The 23,937-nt window shown below is 55.3% G+C and carries 22 protein-coding genes and 2 pseudogenes; 4 read left to right on the forward strand and 20 right to left on the reverse strand.

What is annotated here, in order from left to right; translation table 11 throughout:
• Nucleotides 1–3 precede the first annotated feature (3 nt).
• Complete coding sequence (locus QRN24_RS04550) at nt 4–1,296, forward strand: glycoside hydrolase family 10-like protein (RefSeq protein ID WP_025204161.1); 1,293 nt, start codon at nt 4–6, stop codon at nt 1,294–1,296.
• Between the two features lie 48 nt (nt 1,297–1,344).
• On the opposite strand, the gene dsbG is transcribed toward QRN24_RS04550, so the two are convergent.
• The 20 genes and pseudogenes from dsbG to QRN24_RS04650 all read right to left on the reverse strand — a co-directional run bounded on the left by dsbG (nt 1,345) and on the right by QRN24_RS04650 (nt 20,679).
• On the reverse strand, nt 1,345–2,103 hold the full coding sequence (gene dsbG / locus QRN24_RS04555) for a thiol:disulfide interchange protein DsbG (RefSeq protein ID WP_284942407.1): 759 nt from the start codon (nt 2,101–2,103) through the stop codon (nt 1,345–1,347).
• 42 nt (nt 2,104–2,145) lie between these two features.
• Complete coding sequence (locus QRN24_RS04560) at nt 2,146–2,757, reverse strand: DsbA family protein (protein WP_020884110.1); 612 nt, start codon at nt 2,755–2,757, stop codon at nt 2,146–2,148.
• A gap of 7 nt (nt 2,758–2,764) precedes the next feature.
• A complete protein-coding gene (locus tag QRN24_RS04565) occupies nt 2,765–4,798 on the reverse strand; it encodes a protein-disulfide reductase DsbD family protein (RefSeq protein ID WP_284942408.1) in 2,034 nt (677 codons plus the stop codon).
• 47 nt (nt 4,799–4,845) lie between these two features.
• Nucleotides 4,846–5,217, reverse strand: coding sequence for a hypothetical protein (locus QRN24_RS04570; protein WP_284942409.1), 372 nt, complete (start codon nt 5,215–5,217; stop codon nt 4,846–4,848).
• A gap of 87 nt (nt 5,218–5,304) precedes the next feature.
• Nucleotides 5,305–5,862, reverse strand: a complete 558-nt coding sequence (locus tag QRN24_RS04575; RefSeq protein ID WP_284942503.1) for an RNA polymerase sigma factor — start codon at nt 5,860–5,862, stop codon at nt 5,305–5,307.
• 5 nt (nt 5,863–5,867) lie between these two features.
• Entirely contained in the window at nt 5,868–6,287 is a 420-nt protein-coding gene (locus QRN24_RS04580; protein ID WP_284942410.1) for a hypothetical protein, read from the reverse strand.
• Nucleotides 6,288–6,583: 296 nt separating this feature from the next.
• A pseudogene (locus tag QRN24_RS04585) lies at nt 6,584–6,698 on the reverse strand (phage tail protein); the annotation flags it as partial.
• A gap of 56 nt (nt 6,699–6,754) precedes the next feature.
• Entirely contained in the window at nt 6,755–7,183 is a 429-nt protein-coding gene (locus QRN24_RS04590; protein ID WP_284942411.1) for a WapI family immunity protein, read from the reverse strand.
• A gap of 443 nt (nt 7,184–7,626) precedes the next feature.
• Nucleotides 7,627–7,857 carry a protein L gene (locus QRN24_RS04595; protein ID WP_238460399.1) on the reverse strand — a complete coding sequence of 77 codons (231 nt, stop codon included), beginning with the start codon at nt 7,855–7,857 and terminating at the stop codon, nt 7,627–7,629.
• 236 nt (nt 7,858–8,093) lie between these two features.
• Nucleotides 8,094–8,315 (reverse strand): DNA-binding transcriptional regulator, encoded by a 222-nt coding sequence (locus QRN24_RS04600; RefSeq protein WP_284942412.1) that lies wholly within the window; start codon nt 8,313–8,315, stop codon nt 8,094–8,096.
• A 132-nt stretch (nt 8,316–8,447) separates the two neighbouring features.
• On the reverse strand, nt 8,448–8,879 hold the full coding sequence (locus QRN24_RS04605) for a phage tail protein (protein ID WP_284942413.1): 432 nt from the start codon (nt 8,877–8,879) through the stop codon (nt 8,448–8,450).
• A 10-nt stretch (nt 8,880–8,889) separates the two neighbouring features.
• Nucleotides 8,890–9,503, reverse strand: a pseudogene (locus QRN24_RS04610) (phage tail tape measure protein); the annotation flags it as partial.
• Nucleotides 9,504–9,669: 166 nt separating this feature from the next.
• Nucleotides 9,670–11,220: a methyl-accepting chemotaxis protein gene (locus QRN24_RS04615; RefSeq protein ID WP_059306097.1), complete on the reverse strand. Its 1,551-nt coding sequence runs from the start codon at nt 11,218–11,220 to the stop codon at nt 9,670–9,672.
• Nucleotides 11,221–11,317: 97 nt separating this feature from the next.
• On the reverse strand, nt 11,318–12,334 hold the full coding sequence (locus QRN24_RS04620; RefSeq protein ID WP_014170151.1) for a LacI family DNA-binding transcriptional regulator: 1,017 nt from the start codon (nt 12,332–12,334) through the stop codon (nt 11,318–11,320).
• A gap of 28 nt (nt 12,335–12,362) precedes the next feature.
• Nucleotides 12,363–13,769, reverse strand: a complete 1,407-nt coding sequence (locus QRN24_RS04625) for a sucrose-6-phosphate hydrolase (protein WP_284942414.1) — start codon at nt 13,767–13,769, stop codon at nt 12,363–12,365.
• Nucleotides 13,769–15,139 (reverse strand): sucrose-specific PTS transporter subunit IIBC, encoded by a 1,371-nt coding sequence (locus QRN24_RS04630; RefSeq protein WP_182268598.1) that lies wholly within the window; start codon nt 15,137–15,139, stop codon nt 13,769–13,771. Before QRN24_RS04630 ends, QRN24_RS04625 begins: the two co-directional genes overlap by 1 nt.
• Nucleotides 15,140–15,206: 67 nt before the next feature.
• Nucleotides 15,207–16,724 carry a carbohydrate porin gene (locus tag QRN24_RS04635; RefSeq protein WP_284942415.1) on the reverse strand — a complete coding sequence of 506 codons (1,518 nt, stop codon included), beginning with the start codon at nt 16,722–16,724 and terminating at the stop codon, nt 15,207–15,209.
• A gap of 173 nt (nt 16,725–16,897) precedes the next feature.
• Nucleotides 16,898–17,803, reverse strand: a complete 906-nt coding sequence (gene cscK, locus QRN24_RS04640) for a fructokinase (RefSeq protein ID WP_151887476.1) — start codon at nt 17,801–17,803, stop codon at nt 16,898–16,900.
• Nucleotides 17,804–17,892: 89 nt separating this feature from the next.
• Complete coding sequence (locus tag QRN24_RS04645) at nt 17,893–19,104, reverse strand: diguanylate phosphodiesterase (RefSeq protein ID WP_025204149.1); 1,212 nt, start codon at nt 19,102–19,104, stop codon at nt 17,893–17,895.
• Nucleotides 19,105–19,197: 93 nt separating this feature from the next.
• On the reverse strand, nt 19,198–20,679 hold the full coding sequence (locus tag QRN24_RS04650) for an alpha/beta hydrolase (RefSeq protein ID WP_284942416.1): 1,482 nt from the start codon (nt 20,677–20,679) through the stop codon (nt 19,198–19,200).
• A 266-nt stretch (nt 20,680–20,945) separates the two neighbouring features.
• Here QRN24_RS04650 and QRN24_RS04655 point away from each other — a divergent pair, with 266 nt between their 5' ends.
• Genes QRN24_RS04655 through QRN24_RS04665 form a run of 3 tightly spaced genes read left to right on the forward strand, consistent with a single transcriptional unit; the run spans nt 20,946 to nt 23,936 of the window.
• Nucleotides 20,946–21,800: a MurR/RpiR family transcriptional regulator gene (locus QRN24_RS04655; protein ID WP_025204147.1), complete on the forward strand. Its 855-nt coding sequence runs from the start codon at nt 20,946–20,948 to the stop codon at nt 21,798–21,800.
• A gap of 12 nt (nt 21,801–21,812) precedes the next feature.
• Nucleotides 21,813–22,388: a D-alanyl-D-alanine dipeptidase gene (ddpX, locus tag QRN24_RS04660; protein WP_014170160.1), complete on the forward strand. Its 576-nt coding sequence runs from the start codon at nt 21,813–21,815 to the stop codon at nt 22,386–22,388.
• Between the two features lie 15 nt (nt 22,389–22,403).
• Nucleotides 22,404–23,936, forward strand: a complete 1,533-nt coding sequence (locus QRN24_RS04665; RefSeq protein WP_025204146.1) for an ABC transporter substrate-binding protein — start codon at nt 22,404–22,406, stop codon at nt 23,934–23,936.
• Nucleotide 23,937: the final 1 nt, after the last annotated feature.

The raw sequence follows: 23,937 nt of genomic DNA on the forward strand, positions 1-23,937 counted from the left end.
CAAATGACGCGACATGTAAAACGGATTGGTGCGCTGACTGCCTGTGCACTTTTACTTGTTAGTTGCTCCTCAAAACCACCAAAATCACTGGTAACGCCTCTCCCAACCGCGAGCAAACCGACCCAGCAGGCTAACGAGCCGATGCGTGGGATCTGGCTGGCAACCGTCTCACGCCTGGACTGGCCTCCGGTGGCCTCAGTGAATGGCCGCGATGCGCAAGACCGCATCGCGATGCAAAAACAGGCCCTGACGAACAAGCTCGACAAGCTTAAGCACCTCGGTATCAATACCGTGTTTTTCCAGGTCAAACCGGACAGCACGGCGCTCTGGTCGTCTAAAATTCTGCCGTGGTCAGATATGCTCACCGGCAATATCGGCGAGTACCCGGGCTACGATCCGCTGCAGTTTATGCTCGATGAAGCGCACAAGCGCGGCATGAAAGTCCATGCCTGGTTCAACCCTTACCGCGTTTCAACCAATACCAAACCGTCGACCATTGCCGCGCTGAACCGCACGTCGTCATTGCAGCCTTCCAGCGTTTATGTCCAGCACCCGGAATGGATTCGTATTGCCGGCGATCGTTTTGTACTCGACCCCGGCATTCCGCAAGTGCGTGACTGGATAACGCAGGTGGTCACCGAAGTGGTTGCGCACTATCCCATTGATGGCGTGCAGTTTGACGACTATTTCTATACCGAATCACCGGGATCCGCGCTCAATGACGCGCAGACTTTCAGACAATACGGTCAGGGATTTGCCTCTAAAGCAGACTGGCGCCGCCACAATACGCAGCAGCTGATTGTGCAGGTCTCCCGGGCCATTAAGCAGACGAAACCTGGCGTGGAGTTTGGTGTCAGCCCGGCTGGCGTATGGCGTAACCGCTCATTCGACCCGGCAGGCTCAGACACGCGCGGTGCCGCAGCCTACGATGAATCCTATGCCGACACGCGTCAGTGGGTGCAGCAGGGTCTGCTGGACTATATCGCGCCACAAATTTACTGGCCTTTCTCCCGGGATGCGGCGCGCTATGACGTGCTGACGAAATGGTGGGCAGAGGTGGTGAAACCGACGCATACCCGCCTGTATATCGGCATTGCGTTCTACAAGGTAGGTGAACCGTCGAAAAATGAGCCGGACTGGACGGTTCAGGGCGGCGTGCCGGAGCTGAAAAAACAGCTCGATCTCAACGATTCACTGCCCAACGTGAATGGCACGATCCTGTTCCGCGAAGATTATCTTAATCAGCCGCAGACGCAGGAAGCCGTCAGCTACCTGCGCGGACGCTGGGGTAGCTGACCGGTCAACATCAGGCAGAAACAGCCTGTTTCTGCCTGTTTTTTTTTACTACGGCTTCGGCCCAAACATCGCCTCAAGCTGTTTCTCATCCGGCATGCCGACCACCTGCTGAAGCTCATTATCGGCATTCAGATAATAAATGGCGGGCGTAGCGTTCGCGCCCAGGTTGTCCATTAACGTCTGGTGTTTTTGCAGTATGTTGACGGTTTCACGGGATGCAGTGCCCTGCGGTTTTGGCAATTTTTTCCCGCCTGAAAGCTCGTAATCACGCCAGGCCGAAACGGGATCTTTCGCATTCAGGATAGCGGAGGCATTACGCCCACTGTTGGGGTAGAGAAACGCCACCAGCAGCGTATTAAGCTGCACCTTGCCCGCCTTCACCCAAGGCTGCGCCTCGGACCAGAATTGCTTACAGTACGGGCAGAACGGATCGGCAAAGACGAAGACTTTGCGCGGAGCGTTATCCGCCCCCTCTTTCAGGGGATGCGCCGCGTTCAGTTGCTTCCACATTTCGCGTCCCATCGGGGCGTAGATCTCTTTCTGGAAATAGCCTTCACTCAGGTTTTTTCCCTTTTCATCGTACAGATAGCCAGAAATTACGTGCTTGCCGTCAGGGGTTAAAAACAGCGTAACGCCCATATCCTGATACTGCCCCAGCCAGGCCGGCGCGCCCCCTGGTGCATCAATTTTCTTAATGATTTTGATATTCTGCTGCTCGCTGAAGAGCTTCACCACATCCGGTATCGCTTCAGCGGCCTGTGCCAGCCCTGACGTTGCCAGCACCGACAGTAACAGTAATTTTTTCATTTTCCGCTCCGGGATTATTGGGGGCGAACCGCCCCCTTCACGTTAACGATTTTTCAGTGCGTCACTGACCATTTCATCGAACTGTTCAAAAGGAACCCAGCCCGGGAGTAACCCTTCGCCAATCAGCGTGGCCGGTGTTCCCTGGATACCCATCTTTTCGGCGATGATCAGGCTGCGTTTGATCGTCACCAGGCTCTCATCATCAGGCGTTGTGACGTTCACCCCGGCCCGTTTTTGCGCCTCCTGAATGCTGGCGTCATCGTGATATCCCTTTTTGGCCATCAGGGTATGGTTAAATTTCATAAATTGCTCAGGATGCGCGCGCCAGACGGTTAAGGCATCGCGTGCTGAGGTCAGTGAACTTTCCGACCGAAAAGGCAAAAACTTAAATACCACCGCCACATCCGGGTGTTTTTCGACAATCTTTTCCAGGTAAGGATCGAATTTCTTGCAGTACGGGCAGTTGTAATCCGTAAAGACCACCAGGGTGAGCTTCGGATCCTTGGCGCCAATGCGCGGCGAGTCCGGGTCGTTAAACAGAAAGTCATAAACCATCTTCTGTGCACGTTGCTCCTGTTCCGGCGTCATGGTCTGCGCCGCCATCACCTGCGCTGAGGTCAACAGTAGCAGAAGCGTAATAAGGATTCTTTTCATAATACATTTAGCCTTTAGCGTTGTTCAGGGTGGCAATAAGCGTGTCTTTATCCAGCAGCGGCGAAAGCATCTCCCCCTCAGGGAAGCCCGGGCCGTACACCTCGTTAAACGGGATGGCGTAACGGTTTCGCTTTTCAAGGAATTCGGCGATAAACGCTGAAGGCTTGCTCCAGTCGCCACGCAGCGCCACCACGTCCGGCTGGCTAAGCGCGTCAATAACGTCAGGCTGATTCAACACCCGATGCTCGTTTACCTTGCAGGTAACACACCAGTCCGCGGAGATATCCACGAAGACCCGTTTGCCCTGCGCAAGGGCCCCCTGAATAGCGTCTTCACTTAGCGGTTGCCACGGGATTGCCTGAGCGACGTTTGCGGTGGGGGTTACAGGCGGTGAGGTAAGCAACCCGCGCAGCTGGTATCCGCCAAAGGCTGACAGCGCGATCACCACGCACCAGAACAGCGGCGAGGTTTTCTGCCCGGTCATCGCAAGCAGTGCGATAGCGACGACGATAAGCACTAACATCACGCTCTGGCTCACCGCCTCACCCAGATGCGGGTTAAGCAACGTCACCAGCCACAGGCTGGAAGCCAGCATCATCAGGCCGAGAATAATTTTCAGGCCGTTCATCCAGCGACCGGGTTTTGGCAGCAGCATGGCGGTTTTTGGAAGCAGCGCAACGAACAACCACGGCAAACTCATCCCCACGCCGAGCATCAGGAAGATAAGCCACAGGGAATGCAGCGGTGCGCCAAGGGCAAAGGCCACCGCCGTGCCGAGGAACGGCGCAGAACATGGTGTGGCCAGCAGCGTGGCAAACATCCCTTCGCAGAAACTGCCGGCAAGCCCAGTTCCCCCTGCCGTTGCCAGCCGTCCTGCGGCGGCAGAAGGCAGCAGCATCTCAAACGCCCCGAACAGATTGAGTGCGAAGAGGAAGGTCACCGCGACCATCAGGCCAATAAACCACGGATTCTGGAACTGAATACCCCAGCCCAGCGAGGCACCGGTCAGCTTAAGCGCGGTCACCATTGCGGCCAGCAGCATAAAGGAGACCAGGATCCCGGCACTGGTTGCCAGAAAGCGGAGCCTGATCATCCGTCTGTCTGAGCCCGCATGGAGCACGCTGTTGAGCTTCATGCCCATCACCGGCAGCACGCAAGGCATCAGGTTCAGGATCAAGCCGCCCAGTAGCGCAAAGAGCACCATTTTGCCGGTTCCCTCAGACACGCCCGCCGCTGACGGTTCCGCGGGCGTTGCCCCGACGGTCATCACGGTTTGCTGCGCTTTGTCGCCATTGGTGAGCACAAACGACAGCGCTTTTCCCTGCAGCGAAGTGGGTTTATCTCCCCACTCATCGGTCACGGGCACCGTTACCCGAAGCTGATTGCCATCGGCTTTGAGGGTCGGTTCACCGGGAAGAATGTCGCCTTCCAGCGGGTCAAAATAGATCCCTGGCTTGTCCCATTGCCCTTGTGTGGTTCCCGTAATGATCAGCTTGTCGTCTGATAACCAGGCTGACAGGTCTGCGGACACGCCAGATGTCGCGGGAATGGCCTGCATTGCGCGTTTAAACGCGTGGCTGAATCCCTCATCCACCGGCTGGTTAAAATCAAGGTGCAGCTTATAGTCCGTCAGCAAACAGACATTACTGCACGTGGAAAGGGTAAGCGTCCCGTCGAGCGCATCCCCCGCCGCACCGTCGAGGGTGATGGGGATGATGACCTTATCGTGATAGCCCTGGGTGGTCATCCCGGAGATATCAAAGCGCGAAGGCACCGGCCAGTGCCAGTCATCCATTACGCCAGCCGGCCAGGTGATTTTCGGGGCTACGCCGCCCTCGCCGGGTGAACGCCAGTAGGTTTTCCAGCCGGGCTGCAGCTCAACGGTGAGCAGCGCGAGGATGCGGTTTTGCTCCCTTTCCGCCTGAACGCGGATCCGGGCATGATCGTTTTGCGGGGAAACCAGCCAGCCTGTATCTGCCGCATGGACAATGCCGATGCAGGACAGCCACAGGAAAACGAATCCCCTGAAGAGGTTAAACATGTTTTACTCCGTGAATAGTGAAAATTATCGTGTGGTGACGATGATTTTCATTCACGGAAAACGCAGTTTTTGAGGTGTATTCGGGGAGGCGGTGCCTGAACGGGCTGTTCTCTCGGAATGCATGCCCGCCCTTGCGTAAGCAACTGAAGTAGCGCGAAGAAGATGATAATCGCCGGTAGCGCACCATCAAAGAACAGTGGCTGAGCACAAAGCAGCGAGTGTGCGCCTAACTGACACGGCGATGGCCCGGACGGCTCAGCGTCGCTGGTTTGAACCGGGGCATCAGCAATCAGGGTCGTTTGCGGATCCAGCCCCTGCAAAAAATGGTTGAGATAAACCGCACGCTGCACCAGGCAAATAGCCATCGCCAGACATGTGATTATCAAAAGCCATTTTCCCAGAAGCTGACGGTTGCGCATAACGTTCCAAATTTACCAGACGCCCCGATCATAAACGATAGTGATGAATCTACAAGTCCTGATAATGTAAGGTTTTGTCTGTCGGCGTTAGTCACCAGTCAGCGCATCATAGACGTCCCGCAGTCGCGTGCGCAGGAAAAGCACCGCCTTGTGCTTACGCGATAACAGCGCCTGCTCGCTGGCCCCGGTTTCCTCTGCCAGCATTTTAATGCTGTAGCCCTGGAGCTCCGTTTTTTCAAAAACCTCGCGCTGAGGCGGCGGAAGTTCAGACAGCGCCTGACCCAGTTCTTCCCACAGCAGCGTTTTGAGGTACTCCTCCTCCGGCTTATGCGGGACACCGAACAGGGTTTCCGACAGTTCATCTTCGGGGAAGTCCTCATCATCCCCGGTAAAATATCCTGAAAGAGAGACCTCACGTTTTTTCCGCGCCCGGTCGGTCATCTCATTACGTGCCGCGCGAAACAGCCAGGCGGCGACGTTTTCAACCGGCTGCTCCACTTTCATCAGCTGATAGGTGACTTCCTGCAAAATATCGTCGGCATCATCGCGCACGGACGTTCGTCCGCGGATAAAGGCTTTCAGCCGGGCGCGGCAGGCATTAAGCGCCGACATCAGCAATGACTCTCCCGCCAGCCCGGTTTTCATCTCGCTCACTCTGCTTCCGGCGTTTTCGGCGTGCTGTCGTCGCGTTTATCTTCGCGATGACCGTGCCAGCCGCAATGCCCGCGACCATGGCGACCAAAGCCTTCGCGACGCTGCTGAATAAACGCCTCACGCTGTTCGGGGGTCATGTTCATCCAGCGTTCGTGCATACGACGGTGCGCGCCGAACATCCCCGGGCGGAAACCCAGCCCACCGAACAGGATCCGGCTTAATACCAGAATCCCCAGCGCCTGCCAGAAACCGATGGCTTTCACGCCAAGAATGGCCGGGAGTAAGGCATTCCACAGGGTCATGACCACCAGTCCAAGCACAAGGACGATTACCGAGCCTATCACCAGCCCTTTACCCATACGGTGGCGGCCAAACCCGCGTCCGTGCCCTCTTCCGTGCATATCGAAATCTCTCATGGTATTTGCCTCATTTACAGTGATTGATTATGGCTTGTGATGAGGTAGACGGATGAGGCGGGGAAATATTGCTGGGGAGAATATAAAATTTTTTGTGCTTATGGATTTTAACGCATATCGCTCGCGACGGGTGGGCGCTATGCGTCGCCTCATAGCACATCATCTCATACGAAGTAATGCGGCGGCGATAACGGCCAGGATGATTGCCAACAACGCAAGGAAGATGAGTGAGGATAATAGCGGGTTTAGCATGCCACCTAAACGGGCGAAGTCGCTGGTCGTTAAAAGGCTTAAAGTCACTCATACCATATGCTTACCAGTTCGCCGTTGGTATAGCGCTCTTTTTGCCGGGTGACGGGCTCCGGCAACGGAGGCTCCAGCATAACTGACATGTAATGTGCCGTTTTCCTCTTAAGAAATAAAACGACCTGCATTTTAAGTGTCGGTCTTTTTGCTTAATCCAGGCATCAGTTTTGCCATGAAATGATGTCGTCCAGACCTGAGAGCATGTCGGGAAAGTAACTTTCATCAATCTCGAAGGAATCGTCAAGGGTAATACTGTCAGCATGGTTTTCAGGTTTCAGTACCATACTAACGCCAACAGCACCGGCAAAATGCGCCTGATGAAACTTAAGCATAACCTGCTCGAATGCCGAGGTTAAACTAATATCCTTAGACTTTATCCCTGTCTTTAAAGCCTGGTGGAGAGCATGTGTATCTTTCCTGAATTGCTCTAGCTGACCGACAAAAAACTCTGCAGCAAACTCTGTTTTTAAGACAGGGATTGAGAATTCAACCCATACCATAATACGGCTATAGGCAGGCATCTCCTCTTCAGTCAGCCTTTCATAGGGCGTTAATTTAAGGTGCCTGTCACCACTTGTGATATCTATCATGATCCCCTCTTCACGGCATGTACTGAAAATACATGATTGTCCAGTTAGTCTCCCTGAACAAAACCTCAAAACGATAAGACTTGTAACTGTAAGTGCCTTTGTTTTTCCTGTCTTCCTCAAGCTGCAACTTGCAACTTGGGTGCTGTCGCGATTTTCCAGTTACACCAGACATTAAAAAGGCTCCCTCAGGAGCCTTTAAAAACACCTCAAGACATTGAAATAAAAGGATTTATTTTTGAACATGTCCACACATTGACCACATCGGTAAAAAAGCCCCGTACGACAGAAGCTTTTAATCTAATTGAAGTATCATAGAGTCGAGCTTTTGGAATGAAATGAGTCTGATGCTTTTGTTGTTTGAAAGCGGGTATGTGATATTAAAATATTTAAATAAAAGATCTTTCAGCAGAACTGCTATGTTGTCAGATCACAACATGTCGCTGCTATTTCTGGATGGCGCAAACGAGCAATTTCCATTTGATGGGTTGCCCATTCGTATGTTGATGATGGTTTTGGGGAGGTAGAGTATGACCCTTAGCTATTCCAATTTCATCTCCGCAGTTAACACAACGATAGATTCCCGCGTTCACTGCCTGACTACCGGGCGAGAGTTCATCATCAAATGCTTGATGGTTATTTTGCGCTAAGTCATTGCTGTATTTATAAAGTGCCATAATTTTTCCTTATTGTGCATACCCGCTTTTCTTGTACCTAATTAATGTAGATAGAGAAATATGCACTTTCGAGGAACAAGGTTTTTTTCTTTTGATAATATGACTTTGATCATCAATACAGCTTTTGGCATGTTATTCACTACCATCATTTGAAACTTACCAGCTTTGTGAAAAATTTATTTTTCAGACGGTTATCACACAACTGATAACCCCGCACATGCAGGGTATCATTTTACTTATTGCCAGTGGATTTGTTGCTGACCCGATGATGTCGGGTGTGGTGCCGCTGGTACTACTACCCCCGGCGATACTATAAAACGCTCGACCGTTTCGGTGGTCACAAACGTCGTGCTGCAGTTGATGTTTGTGCACTGGTGATACCGCTCTTTGGTCGTGTCAGTAAAATAGCGACTTGTGCGGGCGTGAGCGGCAAAATGGCATTTTGGACAGTGAAACATGGCGAGGCACCTCAAAGCGTTATGATGCATCAATTTTAACCACTAAAACCTTATATATCAAACACATAAAACAAATTCATTGCGTTACATCTTCGCTTTCATACTCCACATCCGAAACCTTAACCTCAAGCTCTAAGCCCGTCGTGTAGCCGTTCCCGTTTTCAGGTCGCCGTAAATCGCCGCGAGCGACTCATCGACGCGTTTCAGCGACATGCTAAACTCGATTTTTCTGGCTGCGCCGTCGCTGAATAATTCGGTGTGCGTATGGCTCACCTTATCGATGACATACATGCCGTGGATCATGCCCGTTCCGTCAATCAGCGGCCACGCTCTACCCTCGTCGGCCATCAGCTCGATGGCAGTCAGTGACAGACGGCCGCCGGTGATTTCCGGGTACAGCACGCCCGAAAGCGCGCGCGAGGTTTCACCCTCCCCAAGAAACTGGTAGGCCGGGGGTTTGCCGATGCGGTCATTTGACACCCAGCGGTAATTTTTCGAATACTGCATTGACTGATGTGGCAGCGTGCGGCGCTCAAACACAAATAAACCTAAAACCATTAACATGCTTTAGCCCTCATCCATCGTGACGCATACTTGAGCGCTGATGCGCACGGTTTTGCTGGTCGAGTCTTTCGACGGCTTCGCGGAGCTGCCGGTCAAGGTCACTGCCCGGCGCGGTGCCACCATTCAGGTGAATGTTATATTCAGGCTTGCTCTGATCGACGTAAGTCTTACCAGTGGGCGCAGTTACTGGCTGATATGCCTGATAACCGCCATATGTTGAGGTTGCCGGAATATAAGACCCATTTTACGAGCCGGCGCTGGCTTTTGCTGCTTTCTGGTCAAGGTCGTTCGACTCTTTGTTGATAACCCCGAGCTTCTCCAGCAGCCAGTTAACGCCGCCGCGCAGTTTGTTAAAACTTTTGAGCGGTAACATCAGCGCGTCGGCCAGCAGTTTTCCAAACATCACACCCGCATTTTTGCAGCTGTCGAGCGTCTCCTGCGTCGCCTTAACCTGTGCGATCAGGCCTTTGAACCACTGCCAGACTCCGCGCACTTTATCCATGAATGAATCAAACACCGGCGCGAGCGGGGAAAAGATGTCAGCTACCGACGCAAAGGCCGCTTTAAGCCCTCGACTACACCCGAGAAGAAAGCGCTGATGTGCTCCCAGTATTTACGGATAACCCGCTGAAGGGTGAAAATGGTGGTCAGAGTGTCCACAAGGTGTCCACACCCTAGCCGCTTTTTATGGCTTTTGATTGCTAGTAGTAAAACGTGAAGCCTTGTCTGGCGCGGCTTTCCAGCCACGTCAGACATTAAAAAGGCTCCCTCAGGAGCCTCTCATTATCAATCACGCCTGCGCCGGCAAACTAAAGCTCGAAATACTCCTTGAGAGCTGCTGCGCCTGCTCTTCCAGGGAAGCGGCGGCTGCGGCGGATTGCTGAACCAGTGCGGCGTTCTGCTGGGTCACGCCATCCATCTCAGTCACCGCCTGACCGACCTGGCTGATCCCACGGCTCTGCTCTTCAGAGGCCACGGAGATCTGCTCCATCAACGTATTCACTTTATTCACGGAACTGATAATTGAATCAATCACCTCGCCTGAACGGTTCACCAGTTCAGCGCCGTTTTTGACGCTGGAAACCGACTGGGCAATCAGGCTTTCAATGTCTTTCGCGGCAACCGCGCTTTTCTGTGCAAGGGTGCGCACTTCACTGGCCACCACGGCGAAGCCGCGTCCCTGTGTACCGGCGCGTGCTGCTTCAACCGCGGCGTTGAGCGCCAGAATGTTGGTCTGGAAAGCAATGCTGTTGATGACGCTGGTGATGTCCTCGATGCGCTTAGAGTTCGCCGCGATGGTATTCATCGTTTCGATCACTTCGCGGGTCACGGCCTCACCGGTGTGCGCATTGTTCACCGCGTCCTGCACCAGTTTTCCTGCCTGGTGAACGTTATCGGTGTTATTCGCCACGGTCGCGCTCAGCTCTTCCATGCTGGCCGCCGTCTGGGTTAACGCGGAGGCCTGCTGCTCGGTGCGTGAAGCCAGATCGATATTCCCGGAAGCAATTTCCTGCGCGGCGTGAGTGACGGTATGGCTCGCGTCACGCACCTGGGCGATAGTCGACAGAAGCGCCTGGCGCATCTGCTCCATTGAGCCCATCAGGTGATCGATTTCATTGCCGGAGGTGCCTTTTACCGGCACTGGAATGTCCAGTTTACCGGCGGCAATCTGGCTGCAGTGCTCGCGTGCCAGGTTGACCGGCGCGAAAACAAAGCGCTTCATCAGCAGGCTGACGGCAACAATCACGATTACAAACAGCAAAGCAATCGCCGCAATGATCGCCAGACCGGAGATGAAATTACTGCTCGCATCCTCGTTCAGGGTTTTGGCATATTTCTGGTGAACGGCAAGTACCTGGTCGAGAACGATTTCATACTGACGGTCGAGGCGGGACACCTCCGGGATAAGCGCATTAAACTTCGCGACATCGTGCGCAGCGGCGGCATCAATCAGCGGTGCCAGCCCCTGGTTACGGTAGTTTTGCCAGGCATCCTGATACGCGCTCACCAGCGGCGCTTCATCCGACAGGCGCGGAGACGCCATAAACGCCGCAAAGGCGTGATCCGCTTTTGTGAGGGCCTCTTTAACCGCGGAAAGTTTCGCTGACTCGTCAGCCGAGTTCCCCGCTTCCACCATCTTCACGTACTCCATCACCCTGACGCGCAAGGTACGGCTGTGGTTGATGGGGTCAATGATCGACAGCACAACCTGGATTTCTTTGTTCACATTATCCAGGGAATTATTACTTTTAATGATGAGGCCAACGCTGGTAATGGTGCTGACGACAAAGAAGAAAAGCAGAGCAAAAAGGACAATCAGGGATGATTTTTTTAACGACATGGACCGATACCTCAAGAATAAACATTCCCTATCGTTATCGGCCGATCCAAAACTTAAATTAATTAAAGTTATTAACGTTTCCCTTCAGCAGCCAGGGCTATGCTTTCGCTTTATAGCGCCGCTGCAGGGTGGCATCCAGTTTTCGCTGTAACGGTTGTGGCGTTTCGCCGTCGATCAGTTTGCCAATCAGATCAAAGCAGTGCCACGCCAGCTGGCGGTTATCCTGGCGAATGGTATCAACCGGAATGGTGAGCGAGTCGTAGAGATAGTGATCGTCAAAGCTGGCTAACCGGATATCACTTTGCATCAGGTTATGCTGCCCCATATAGCGCAATACCCCTTCCAGCAGACCACAGGCGGCAGTGAACAAGGCTTTTGGCGGGCGTCCCAGGCGGGCGCACAGCTCGGCGAACATCTCGTAGCCGGAGCTCGGGTGATAGTTTCCGTGAATGATCCACTCCGGGCGCAGCGCCACATTGGCCTCCTGCAGCCCTTGCTTAAACCCTTCCAGACGATCGCGCGTCGGGGAAAGCCGCGGCTGCCCGCCAAGGAAGTAAATTTCATCAGGATGCTGGCGCGCAATGTCGGCCACCAGTTCCGCCGTCGGGGTAATGGAATCGGTGATCACCAGCGGCAATGTGCTGTCGTTCATATGGCGGTCAAAAAGGACGACCGGCAGCTGTTCGCTCAGCTTCTGGTAGTCGGCATCATTGAGCATACTTGAGGCCACAATCAGCCCGTCCACCTGACGCGCCACCATGTTATTAACCACCACCGTCTCCTGCCCCGGGTTTTCATCACTGCAGGAGATGAGCAGTTGAACGCCCGCCTCACGGCACAGCGTCTCCAGTTCGTGAGAAAACACCGCAAAGCCGTAGTTGGTGATCTCCGGCACCACCAGACCGATGGTGTGGCTACGGTTATCACGCAGCGAGCGCGCGTGAATGCTGGGCTGGTAGTGATGCTCTTTCGCAATCGCCAGCACGCGCTCACGCGTCTCTTCCGCCACGCGAAGCTCTTTGCTGCGCCCGTTCAGTACCAGGCTGGCGGTGGCTTTTGAAACCCCCGCCAGTTCCGCGATGTCTTTAATTGTGACGCGTTTTGTTTTTCTCACAACGACTTAGATCCGGCTGCCAAAACCCTTATTCTACCATGCAGCCGCGCAGCGACCAGTAGCGTAATGTGATGTCGGACCCACCTTCGAATCGCACCCGTGCCGGATGGTCAGGAAAATAGCGGCTGCTCATCACCCCTTCGCCATGATTGATGAAAATTTCAACGCTGGAGCTGTCACACAGAACGCGTAAATGATGAACGTCGCCCCGCCAGTAACGGGTCAATGTCTCCCCGGTTTTCAGGCTGGCGCGTTCCAGACGCAACCCGCTGTCCTCGACGATAAGGCGCAATGCACCGGCGAAATCCACGGTTACTGAAGATGAGGTGAGCTCGAACTCAAGGCGCGTCGCATCAAGAGCCGGGGCATCGCTGGCGTTACCCTGCAAGCGACATTCCTCTTCACGCAGTGCGTGCAGTTCGCGCACCGGCGTCTGCCACAGTTTGCCGTCACGGAAGTGTAATTCTCGCGGACAGGTCATCTGATGGATCCACCCCTGCGCCCGTGTGGGCTGAAGCATCTCTTCTCCGTCCGGCACGCCCATCCAGCCGATCAGGATCCGCCGTCCGTCTTCCGCCACCGTGGTTTGGGGAGCGTAAAACTCGAAACCGGCGTCCAGCTCGTGCAACTCGCCATGTTTAAACGTAGCGCGGGTATGGTCGAACGCCCCGCTCATCCACGTGGCCGGATAAGTATTGAGATAGCGATGCGGTTCGCGCGCCAGCCCCTGCGGGCAGCAGATCAGTACGTGTGTCCCGTCGAGGGCAAACAGGTCCGGGCACTCCCACATGTATCCCGCCTCGGTCAGGCCGTTCACGCCATGACCGGCAATCTCTCCGCAAGACGCCCAGTGGTGCAAATCGGCAGATGTGAACAGCAGCACCTTGCCGCGTTTTTGCAGATCCTGCGCCCCCAGTACCATGTACCACACCCCGTCGTGCTGCCACACTTTCGGGTCACGCACGTGGCCGGTATAGCCTTCCGGCAGCGCAAGAACCGGACCAAGTTTCTTGAACGTACCGTCAGCCTGTTGCGTGGCAAGGCACTGCCAGGCGGTGCGGCTGCCATCATCAAATTTCACGTTGCCGGTATAACACAACGTCAGGACACCGTTGTTATCGACGGCGCTGCCGGAATAGCAGCCGTTGCGGTCATACTCCTCATCGGGCATCAGCGCCATCGGTTCATGCTGCCAGTGCACCAGGTCTGCGGAGCTCCAGTGTCCCCAGCACTTATAGCGATGGTCGCAATCCAGCGGGTTCCACTGATAGAACAGGTGGTAACGCCCGGCAAACCAGATAAACCCGTTAGGATCGTTCATCAGCCCCGTCACCGGTGCCGGATGCCATTGCGGATAATGGCTGTCGGCGTACGCACGCGGCTGGCCTTTCATGACGGCCTGCAGGATTGCAGGCCAGCGGGAAGGTAACGTCATTATTCAGAATCCGTTTTATATTTCAGCAGCAGCGAGACGGTAAACGCCACGCCGAAGGCAATCACCATGCCGATAATATAGTTGAGCAGCGAGCTTGCCTGCACGATCGCCATGCCCGGGATGGCAGTCAGCCCGACGGCGGTCATATAAACATGCACCGAGACCACCCACGCCCCGCCTGCCGCACCGCCAATCAGCGCGGCGATAAACGGTTTCACGAAACGCAGGTTGATACCAAATATTGCCGCTTCGGTAATGCCCAGCATGGCCGAAAACGCAGACGGTAACGTAATGGCTTTAATTTTCGCGTCTTTGGTTTTAAACCAGACCGCCAGACAGGCTCCCCCCTGCGCCACGTTGGCCATCGCCCAGATAGGCAGCAGGAAGTTAACGCCAATCGACGGATTCCCCAGTAACCCGGCTTCAATGGCATGGAAACTGTGGTGAATACCGGTGATAACGATAACCGAGTAAAGCCCGCCAAATAACAGCCCGGCCAGCCAGCCCGCATGGGCGATCAGGGTGCTCAGAACAAAGGAGATACCATCCCCTAACGCACGCCCGGCCGGGCCAATGATCAGCAAGGCAATAAAGCCGGAGAGAATAACGGTGAGGAACGGCGTCAGGATCAGATCTAACGCATCCGGAATAATACGGCGCAGGTTTTTCTCCACGATACTCATAAACCAGACGGCCAGCAGCACCGGGAACACCGTTCCCTGATAGCCAATCATGGCGATCTCAAGGCCGAAGAAGTTCATGGTGTGGAAGCCAGACGCCACGCCCCAGGCGTTTGTCAGCGCCGGGTGCGTCAGAATGCCGCCGAGGGTCGCCCCCAGATAAGGGTTACCGCCAAATTCACGCGCGGCCGTGAAGCCAATCAGGATCGGCAGAATGATAAACGCCGCTGAGCTGCACATATCCAGCATGATATAGAGCGCGTTATCGGCATTGACCCAGCCGTAGGTTTTGACCATCCCGAGCAGGCCCATCAGTAAACCGGAGGCCACAATCGCTGGAATGATCGGCACAAAGATGTTTGAGAGCAGTCGGGCAATGCGCTGGAACGGGTTCAGCTTGCGTGCCGCCATGTCGGCCGCTTCGGACTTGCTGGATTCGGTAATCCCTGCCGCCTGGATAAACGCGGCGTAGACCTTGTTAACCACCCCCGTACCAAAAATCACCTGCATCTGCCCGGCGTTGCGAAAACAGCCTTTAACGCCGTCAACCTTGCCGATGGCTTGTTGATCGGCAAGCGTGTCGTCGACCAGCACCAGTCGAAGACGCGTTGCGCAGTGCGCCGCACTGGCGATGTTCTCTTTGCCACCGAGCAGCGGAATGAGCGCACGGGCGATATTATCAAAATCCATAGATACCTCTGCCTGACTGTATTTTTATGATGTGAGAAACGCTCCCGCACTGCGGGAGCGTAAAAGGTTAAAACCAGGTTTCCATCTGTACCCCAAAGTTCCATTCCCCGCCGGCGTTGAAACCACTGCTGCCAAAGGCATCATCGCTGGCGTAATTATCCAGTTTGCTGCTCCAGTCCATCCAGGTGGCGAACAGACGCAACTCAGGACGGCTGAAGAAATCGCCGATCTTGCCCGCTTTTAACGTTGGGGCAAAGGTCAGCTTGTAGAAACTTCCGTTGGCGGCGTTTCGGTCTTTATACCCTTCCGGATTTAAATCCATGTACTGATAGCTGCCCTCAAACGCCAGGGCAAAATTCTGCGTGACCTCTTTAATCAGGCGGGTATTGAGCGTGACCCACTCATAGCTGTCGCCTTTGACATAGCGGTCTTTACTGCTCTGGGCCAGAACGGCAGGCGCGATATGCCAGCCGCCACCAAGAGGCGTGACACCGTAACTTGCAAAGCGCCAGGTATCGGCCTCAGAGAGCAATGCGCCATCGGAACCGATGCTCTTCACCTCTGCCCCCAACCCGTGGCCGTACAGCAGCGCCGTTTTGGCTGAGCCTTCACGCAGGCCGTAGAAACTTTCATTGTGCAATCCGACCAGGGCATGAACGCCATTGTTGGCGGCGTCGGTTTTTATCAGATCGCCATTACTGTCTTTGCGGTCGTCGTTGTCTTTTGCCCGCAGGCCGCTCACCATCAGCTGGAACGGCCCGGCGAAGTGGTTCATGCTGAGGATGTAGTTCTGAACGTTATTGTCGATTTGCTCTTCGCTGCCGAAGTTACGCCCGTAAAGAGAGAAGTTGCTGCGCAGCGATTCATTCCATTTCACGTCATACACGCCACCACCGGTACCGGCCAGGAACACCACATCGGAATCCAGCCAGTGAATATCAAAGTTATCCCGGTCAAAGCGTTTACCGGCCCAGAAGGTACTGCCCTTCAGCGCGCCGGTAAAATCAGGCAGATTGCCCAGTTCAGCAAACGCCTGACGAATATTGAGATCGCTGGTGTCAGCGGACCAGTCGTTATAGGTTTTCTGACCATCCGCCAGCATGGCCTTGAAGCGCGTGGTCGCCCCGTTATCCAGGGTCTGTTTGTGTTCCACGTTCAGCTCAACATAGGTATCGGCTTCATTCCCCAGACGCCCGACCGCACCACCGGTTTCCCCGGCTGGCGTCAGATAAGGGCCGCTTTTACTGCTCGACGCCGCATCGTTCATCAGCAGGCCAGAACGGGCATAGCCATGAAACTCAAACCCACTGCTCTGATCGGCTTTCTTCTCCAGTGCGGCAGTACGCTGCGCCACTTGCTGGGTTGTTGTTTGCGCCTGCTGCTGGGCAGTCACCAACTGCTGCGTTTTTTGTTCTGCGTCGGTGGCGCGTTTCTCCGCAACCTGCGCGCGGGTTTCCGCAGCCTGAAGACGCTGCTCCAGAGCAGCAAGACGCGCTTCGATACTCGTCATATCCGTTTGGGCAAAAACAGAGGTACTCCCGGCCAGCATGCCTATCATCACGGCAAGTCTGCGTTTTTTATACATTTTGTCGCATCCCTAAAAGAAGTCATTGAAAGTGCTAAATTGCTAAACCGGTTTAGGTTGATGATACTAAACCTGCCAATTTTGGATCGGCAATCTTTTTTGCTAAACCGATTTAGTAAGTGTGATCGAGGCGACAATTCAGGCCGTCGACAGACGGCCCGTTGCGGGAGGAATTACAGTTGCGGGTGATAAGGCAGCGCGGTCATCGCCCCTTTAGCCGTGGTGGCTAACGCGCCGCAGCGCTGGGCTAATGCGATCACGCGTGGAAGATCGTGGCTGTCGATACTCCCAGCGGAAGCCAGTCCATAAAGCAGTCCCGCCACGAAGGCATCACCTGCGCCGGTGGTGTCCACGCATTCAACGGGGGTTGCCGGATAATGCTTCATCGTTCCGTCATGCCAGGCGATGACCCCATCTTTGCCCTGAGTGACCAGCACCAGCCGGGCCGGACAGCGGCGCATCAGCGCGGCCAGCCCTTCCGTGACCCCAAGGTCGGCGGTTAAAAAAGCCAGTTCTTCGACGGAGAGTTTGACGACGTCAGCGCATTGCAGCGCCTGTTCGAGACAGCGGCGCAGGTCGTCCTCATCCGGCCAGAGATCCGGGCGGATATTGGGGTCGAAACTGACATAACCCCCCGCTTCCCTGACCGCGTTCATGGCCTGAAACGTTGCAGAACGGCTCGGCTCAGCGCTCAGGGCAATGGAACAGACATGCAGCCACTCTCCTGCGCTAAAGGGCGGCAGGTCGGCTGACGCCAGAAACAGATCGGCGCTCGGGCGAACCATAAAGGTGAACGAACGTTCGCCCTGTTCGTCCAGATCCACGACCACGGTTGACGTGCGGTGTGCCGGGTCGAGGCGCATCCACTTTACGTCAACCTGCTCGTCAGCCAGCGTTTTATGCATAAAGCGACCGAAAGGATCGTCGCCGACCCTGCCGATAAAGGCGCTTTTCCCGCCCAGACGGGCAATACCTACCGCCACGTTCGCCGGCGCGCCGCCGGGGCATTGCAGCAACCGGCCTTCTCCCTCCGGTAATAAATCCACTACCGCATCGCCAAGTACCCAGATTTTTTGCATGTGATCCTCTCAGCTAAACAATATTAAACCGTTTTAGCTATTTAAGCACAGGCAGGACGAAGGGGAAATAATACGGAAGGAAAATTGGCTTAACGCACCAGGTGTGGCCAGCTAATATCGCCTACGCCATTCAGCGCTGGACGGGCAAACAGAAAGCCCTGAAAACGTCGGATCCCGGCAGATTCAAGCCAGCACCACTCTTCCAGCTTCTCGATGCCTTCCGCCACCAGGGTGATTTCTAGGTCGGTGCAGCAGCTGACTATCGAGCGCACAATCGCCTGTTTTGGCCCACTGAGATGAATATTGCTGACAATTTCGCGGTCAATTTTAATTTTATCCGGCTGGAATCGGGTCAGCAGTGAAAGTCCGGCGTATCCGGAACCGAAATCATCGATCGCCAGGCCAATGCCTTCAGCGCGCAGGTGTTTAATGGCGCTATTAAACTTGTTGAACCCGGAAATCATCTCGTTTTCGGTTACTTCAATGACCACCTGCTCCGGCTGAAGCCCATGTTGTTTAATCTGTTCAACCAGAAACTCCACGGCGCCAGGCACTTTCACCAGCGACATCGGGAGAAGATTTACCGCGATTTTATGGCTACCGATCCCCAGTTTGTCGGCCAGCGCAAAAGCCCAGGCCTTGGTCTGGAGATCGACTTCATAGATTTTGTCCTGATCGAGGCGGCTGAAAAAATGCTCCGGGCTTCCCCCGTCATTACCGCGGATAAGGGCTTCAAGTGAACTGATTTTCCCTTCCAGCGGTTCGACGATGGGCTGGAGGGCGAACTGGCAGGTTTGTTTGTCCAGCAGACCCAGACTCTCGCCAAACGGCGATTTCTCACGCGAGAGCGTCCATTTCTCCGGGGCAAAACGCGCCCCCGACGGGGCCGGTCGTTTGCCGGTAATAAACGTCTGAATAAATTTGAACACCCGATCATCAGATGTCAGATAACTGTCCAGTTTGCTGTAGTGCAGTACCGACTGCAGAACGTCTTTCGGCGACTGGTTCTGCAGGTCAAACAGCAGCATACCGACATTCTCAAAACGTCTGCGGGGGCCGTAATCCCGCATAAGCTCAACCACGCCGCTGTGCCGCTTATCCTCACGGATCTTCTGAAACAACCTAACCACACTCTCTTCCGAGCCTTCGAGGAGTTGCAGGACATCATCCCCTTTTGAAAGAAGAACGCCGGTAATATTCAACCCGGCATTGCGCGTCCTGGCCTGTTCAACCAGCGCCTGGAGTTCGGCGGATCGGCAGGATAAATTCAACTGGCTGCGGTAGATAAGAGTAGTCAGCACAAAAACGTGTTCCGATAAGAGGTATGCGTTGGACATTACTGTTTAACATACTTCATCTGCGCGACCTAACAGATTAACCCCTTGCGGGAGAGGCTACTTTTTCTCATCCCCGATGCGTCTGTCAATCTTCTCCTGCATGTAGGCATAAAACGGGTTCGAGGTCACCCGCATTAACGCGTCTTTGCCTACGCTCAGCACGGAGGTTTCCCCCCACAGCGCAATCGTGCCGAGGCTAATGCCATACCGGTTTTTCTCCGCAGGATGTCGGCCATAAAGATCGTCATCAGGCGGGAACGGCACGGCGACATGCGACAGTGAATAGACCTCCTGCGGCCAGGACATCGCCAGCGGTACCGCGGTCTCATCGGTGCCTCCCGCCGGGGTTATTTTCGCTACCGCGGCGAAACTGTCCGCGCTGGCATTGGTAATAATCGTGACACCGTAACGCCTTTTCGCCACAGGCAGTAACTCAGAGGTCGCCGCCCACGACGACGGTTTAAAGAGAGGACGGAAGCTGGCGGCCTGATTGATATCAAATACAACCAGCTCGCTGCCGTTCGCCGGAAGCAGGTCAAATAAGCCGGTGACCACGGCGCGGGTGCTGACCGTTGAATCCATCACCGACTGGAATGCGAGTACCGGCGGCAGCTGGTCCAGTCTGTGCTCCCGGGCATCCCGCCCCATTTGCTCCTGCAGGGCCTGGGTCAAGAGCCATGACTGGCGCGCCGCATTGACCGGGAAGGAATTGTATTTATACGGGTTATATTCCGGCGAGATGTTTAACCATGCCGCTTTGGCAAACGGCGGTAACATCGCCGGCAATCCGGCCAATCCTGCAAACCGGGCGAACGCCGTGACGCCAATCATTGGCGAGAGCAGGATGAGCTGTTGCGGTTTGCGAAGCGCAGGCGTGTCCAGCGCATCAAGGGCATATTTCATCGCCAGCGCCCCACCGTTGGAGTAACCCACCAGATGCAGGGGAACATTGTCTCCCGCCAGCCGCGTGGCTTCACGCACGGCAAGGCGCGTCGCTGCCAGCCACCTCTCCCAGTCAACGTTCGTCAGCGCGCCGGGCGCGGTGCCGTGTCCGGGCAGGCGTGGGGCCACCGCCACAAAACCGTGCTGCTGATAATCACGGGCAAGATGCCGGACACTGTAAGGCGAATCTGTTAGCCCGTGCAGCAACACCACCGCGCCGCGTGGCGTTCCGGCAGGCATCAGCACAAAGGAGCGGTTGGCATCGGGTGAAAATTTACCGGGCCAAACCAGGCTCTGACGGTAGTAACGGTTTAACGACGTGCGCTCCTCACCTTGGGTTTTGCGCGTTACCGCGTTATCCAGATCGGTGAAAATGGCGTTTTCCCGGGCGACATACTGGGCAAAATTCGCCTTATCTATCTCGCGTACGGACATCTCATCTGCCCGCCAGGTATGCCAGAGATGCAGTTCCGGCCCCTGCTGCGAGAGATAAACCCGAACCGCGAGCAGGACGATCAGTACCCCTCCTGCGATCATCGCCATTTTCTTTGCGAGCGCCATCAGGCGCACGCTGATACGCCAGGGCAAGTTCGCCATGCCGGGATCCCTTTCATATTTACGTTGTCTCTATCTTATCAAAAATGTGAAGACGCTGACGTATTCACGAAATTCATACCTCCCCACTCAGCCAGTGCACCAAAAGTGAACTACGCTGCACAAATGTTGATCATTGGTTAACTAAATATTGCATGAAGTTTGCAGCACAGCGGCGTCCCGTCGCTCTGTGGACATGGCACGCGTCATGCATTGTTAATCAAATAACACAAACCTGATGACTGACAGCCTGTTAACAGCGAGGCGGTATGACGACGAAACCCGAGGTGTTGAGCCGTATTGAAGCCACGTTCAGCCAGCTGACCCCCAGCGAGAAGCGGGTGGCAAGCTGGCTGCTGGCGCATGCCGCACAGATCCCGTTTGAAACGGCTGAAAGCGTGGGTCTGGCGACCGGCACCAGCGGCATTACCGTGGGACGCTTTCTGCGAAAACTCGGCTACCGCAATCTGGAAGATGCCAAAAAGAGCCTGCGCGACCCGCATCAGCCCTGGGGTATGAACGAGCGGCTGGACTCCTGGCAGCAGCAGTCCCCTCTGCCCAACCGCCTTCAGCACTCTCTGTCGCTGGAGGTGGATGCCATCACCCAGGTTTATCAGCTGGCGCACACCGACGCATTCCGCCAGGTGGTTCATCAGCTTGCCCACGCGGATGCGGTTTTTGTGCTGGGGATCCAGTCGACACGTGGGATAGCCAACGCCTTCTTCAGTCATCTTGAGTACCTTCGCCCGCGCGTCAGTTACGCCGAAGGCGCGTCCGGCAGCTGGGTTGAATCCCTGAACTCCGGTTTCGCCCACCCCTACGTGGTGCTGACCGATACCCGCACCTATTCCACCATTGCGCGGCAGTACTGTCGGGTCGCGAGCGAAAAAGGTATTTCGCTGGCCCTGATCACCGATATCTGGTGCCCGTGGGCGCGGGATTACCCGCTTGATTTACTGCAGGTGAAAACCGAAACCGGCCATTTCTGGGATTCGCTGGCACCTGTGAGCTGTCTGTTCAACCTGCTGCTGTCAGGTGTCGTGGAAGCGCTGGGTGATGCCCTTCCACAGCGGCTGGCGGTAAACCGGCAATTACAACAAGAGTTTGGTCAATTCGAACGCTAAAGGAGCGGAGCTATGCCCCCAGAGAGTGAACTGATTGATGTGGCGAAGACCTTCCCTGCGCTGCATATCGATCTGAAATACGCCACAGCCGACAACATCACGGGCCGTCCGATTTATCAGGAGGCGCTGTGCCTGCTGCATACCGATGCGGCCACCGCGCTGGCGAAAGCCATCAGCATCGCCGCACTGGCCGGGCTGAAGCTGGTGGTCTACGACGCTTATCGCCCGCAGGAAGCGCAGGCTCAATTGTGGGATGCCTGCCCGAACCCGGAATACGTGGTTGATGTGGCGATTGGTTCCAACCACAGCCGCGGGACGGCCATCGACGTTACGCTGATGGACGAACAAAACACCGTGCTGGATATGGGGGCCGGTTTTGACGAAATGCACGACCGCTCGCATGCCTGGCACCCGTCCGTGCCGCCGCACGCGCAGCGCAATCGCCTGCTGCTTAACGCCATCATGTCCGGTGGCGGCTTTGTGGGGATCAGCAGCGAATGGTGGCACTTCGAGCTGCCGAACGCGGCCAGCTATCCCCTGCTTGACGATCGTTTTGCCTGTTTCCCGTTGACGCACACCCCTCTTTAAAACTGGAGCACTGCCATGAAAACAACGCTTCTTACTACCCTGATCGCCGCCTCGCTGGCACTCAGCGCCCCGGTTGCGCTGGCTGCCGTCCCGAAAGATATGCTGGTGATCGGAAAAGCGGCCGACCCGCAAACGCTCGACCCGGCGGTGACCATTGATAACAACGACTGGACGGTGACTTACCCCGCCTATCAGCGTCTGGTGAAGTACAAGCCAGGCTCCACCGAGGTGGAGGGCGACCTGTCAACGGGCTGGAAAGCGTCAGAGGATCAGAAAGAGTGGACCTTTACCCTTACCGATAACGCAAAATTCGCCGATGGCACGCCGGTTACTGCCGAGGCGGTAAAACTCTCCTTTGAACGTCTGCTGAAGCTTAGCCAGGGGCCGTCTGAAGCGTTCCCGAAAGATCTCAAAATTGATGCGGTCGATCCGCACACGGTGAAATTCACCCTCAGCCAGCCGTTTGCCCCGTTCCTCTACACCCTGGCCAACGACGGTGCGTCGATCGTTAACCCGGCGGTGTTAAAAGCGAACGCTGCCGATGATGCACGCGGTTATTTAGCGCAAAACACCGCCGGGTCCGGACCATTCATGCTGAAAAGCTGGCAGAAAGGTCAGCAGCTGGTGCTCGTTCCGAACCCACACTGGGCGGGTGAGAAGCCGCACTTTAAGCGCGTTTCGGTGAAAATTATTGGTGAAAGCGCTTCACGCCGCCTGCAGCTTTCCCGTGGCGATCTGGATATCGCCGATTCACTGCCCGTCGATCAGCTTTCAGCCCTTAAGCAAGAAGGCAAAGTGGCGGTGGCGGAATATCCGTCCCTGCGCGTGACCTATCTTTATCTGAATAACAGCAAAGCCCCGCTCAATCAGGTGGATTTACGTCGGGCCGTCTCCTGGGCAACAGATTATCAGGGGATGGTGAAAGGCATCCTGAGCGGCAATGGTAAACAGATGCGCGGCCCGATACCGGACGGCATGTGGGGGTTTGACGCCACGGCAATGCAGTACAGCTTTGACGAGGCCAAAGCCAAAGCCGCGCTGGAGAAAGTCAAAGACAAGCCGACAAGCCTGACATTCCTCTATTCAGACAACGACCCCAACTGGGAGCCGATCGCCCTGTCCACGCAGGCGAGCCTCGGCAAGATCGGCATCAACGTGAAGCTGGAAAAACTGGCTAACGCCACCATGCGCGATCGTGTCGGGAAAGGTGACTATGACATCGCTATTGGCAACTGGAGCCCGGACTTTGCCGACCCGTACATGTTCATGAACTACTGGTTTGAGTCGGACAAAAAAGGGTTGCCGGGTAACCGCTCGTTTTACGAGAACAAAGAGGTCGACGCCCTGCTGAAGGCGGCCCTGAAAACCACCGATCAGGCGGAGCGTACCCACGATTACCAGCAGGCGCAGAAGGTGGTGATCGACGAGGCGGCCTACGTGTATCTGTTCCAGAAGAACTACCAGCTGGCGATGAACAAAGAGGTGAAAGGCTTCACCTTTAATCCAATGCTGGAGCAGGTCTTTAACATCGCCACCATGAGTAAATAAC

Source organism: Enterobacter sp. MEB024, assembly GCF_030209635.1.
In the GTDB taxonomy this organism is placed as follows: domain Bacteria; phylum Pseudomonadota; class Gammaproteobacteria; order Enterobacterales; family Enterobacteriaceae; genus Enterobacter; species Enterobacter ludwigii.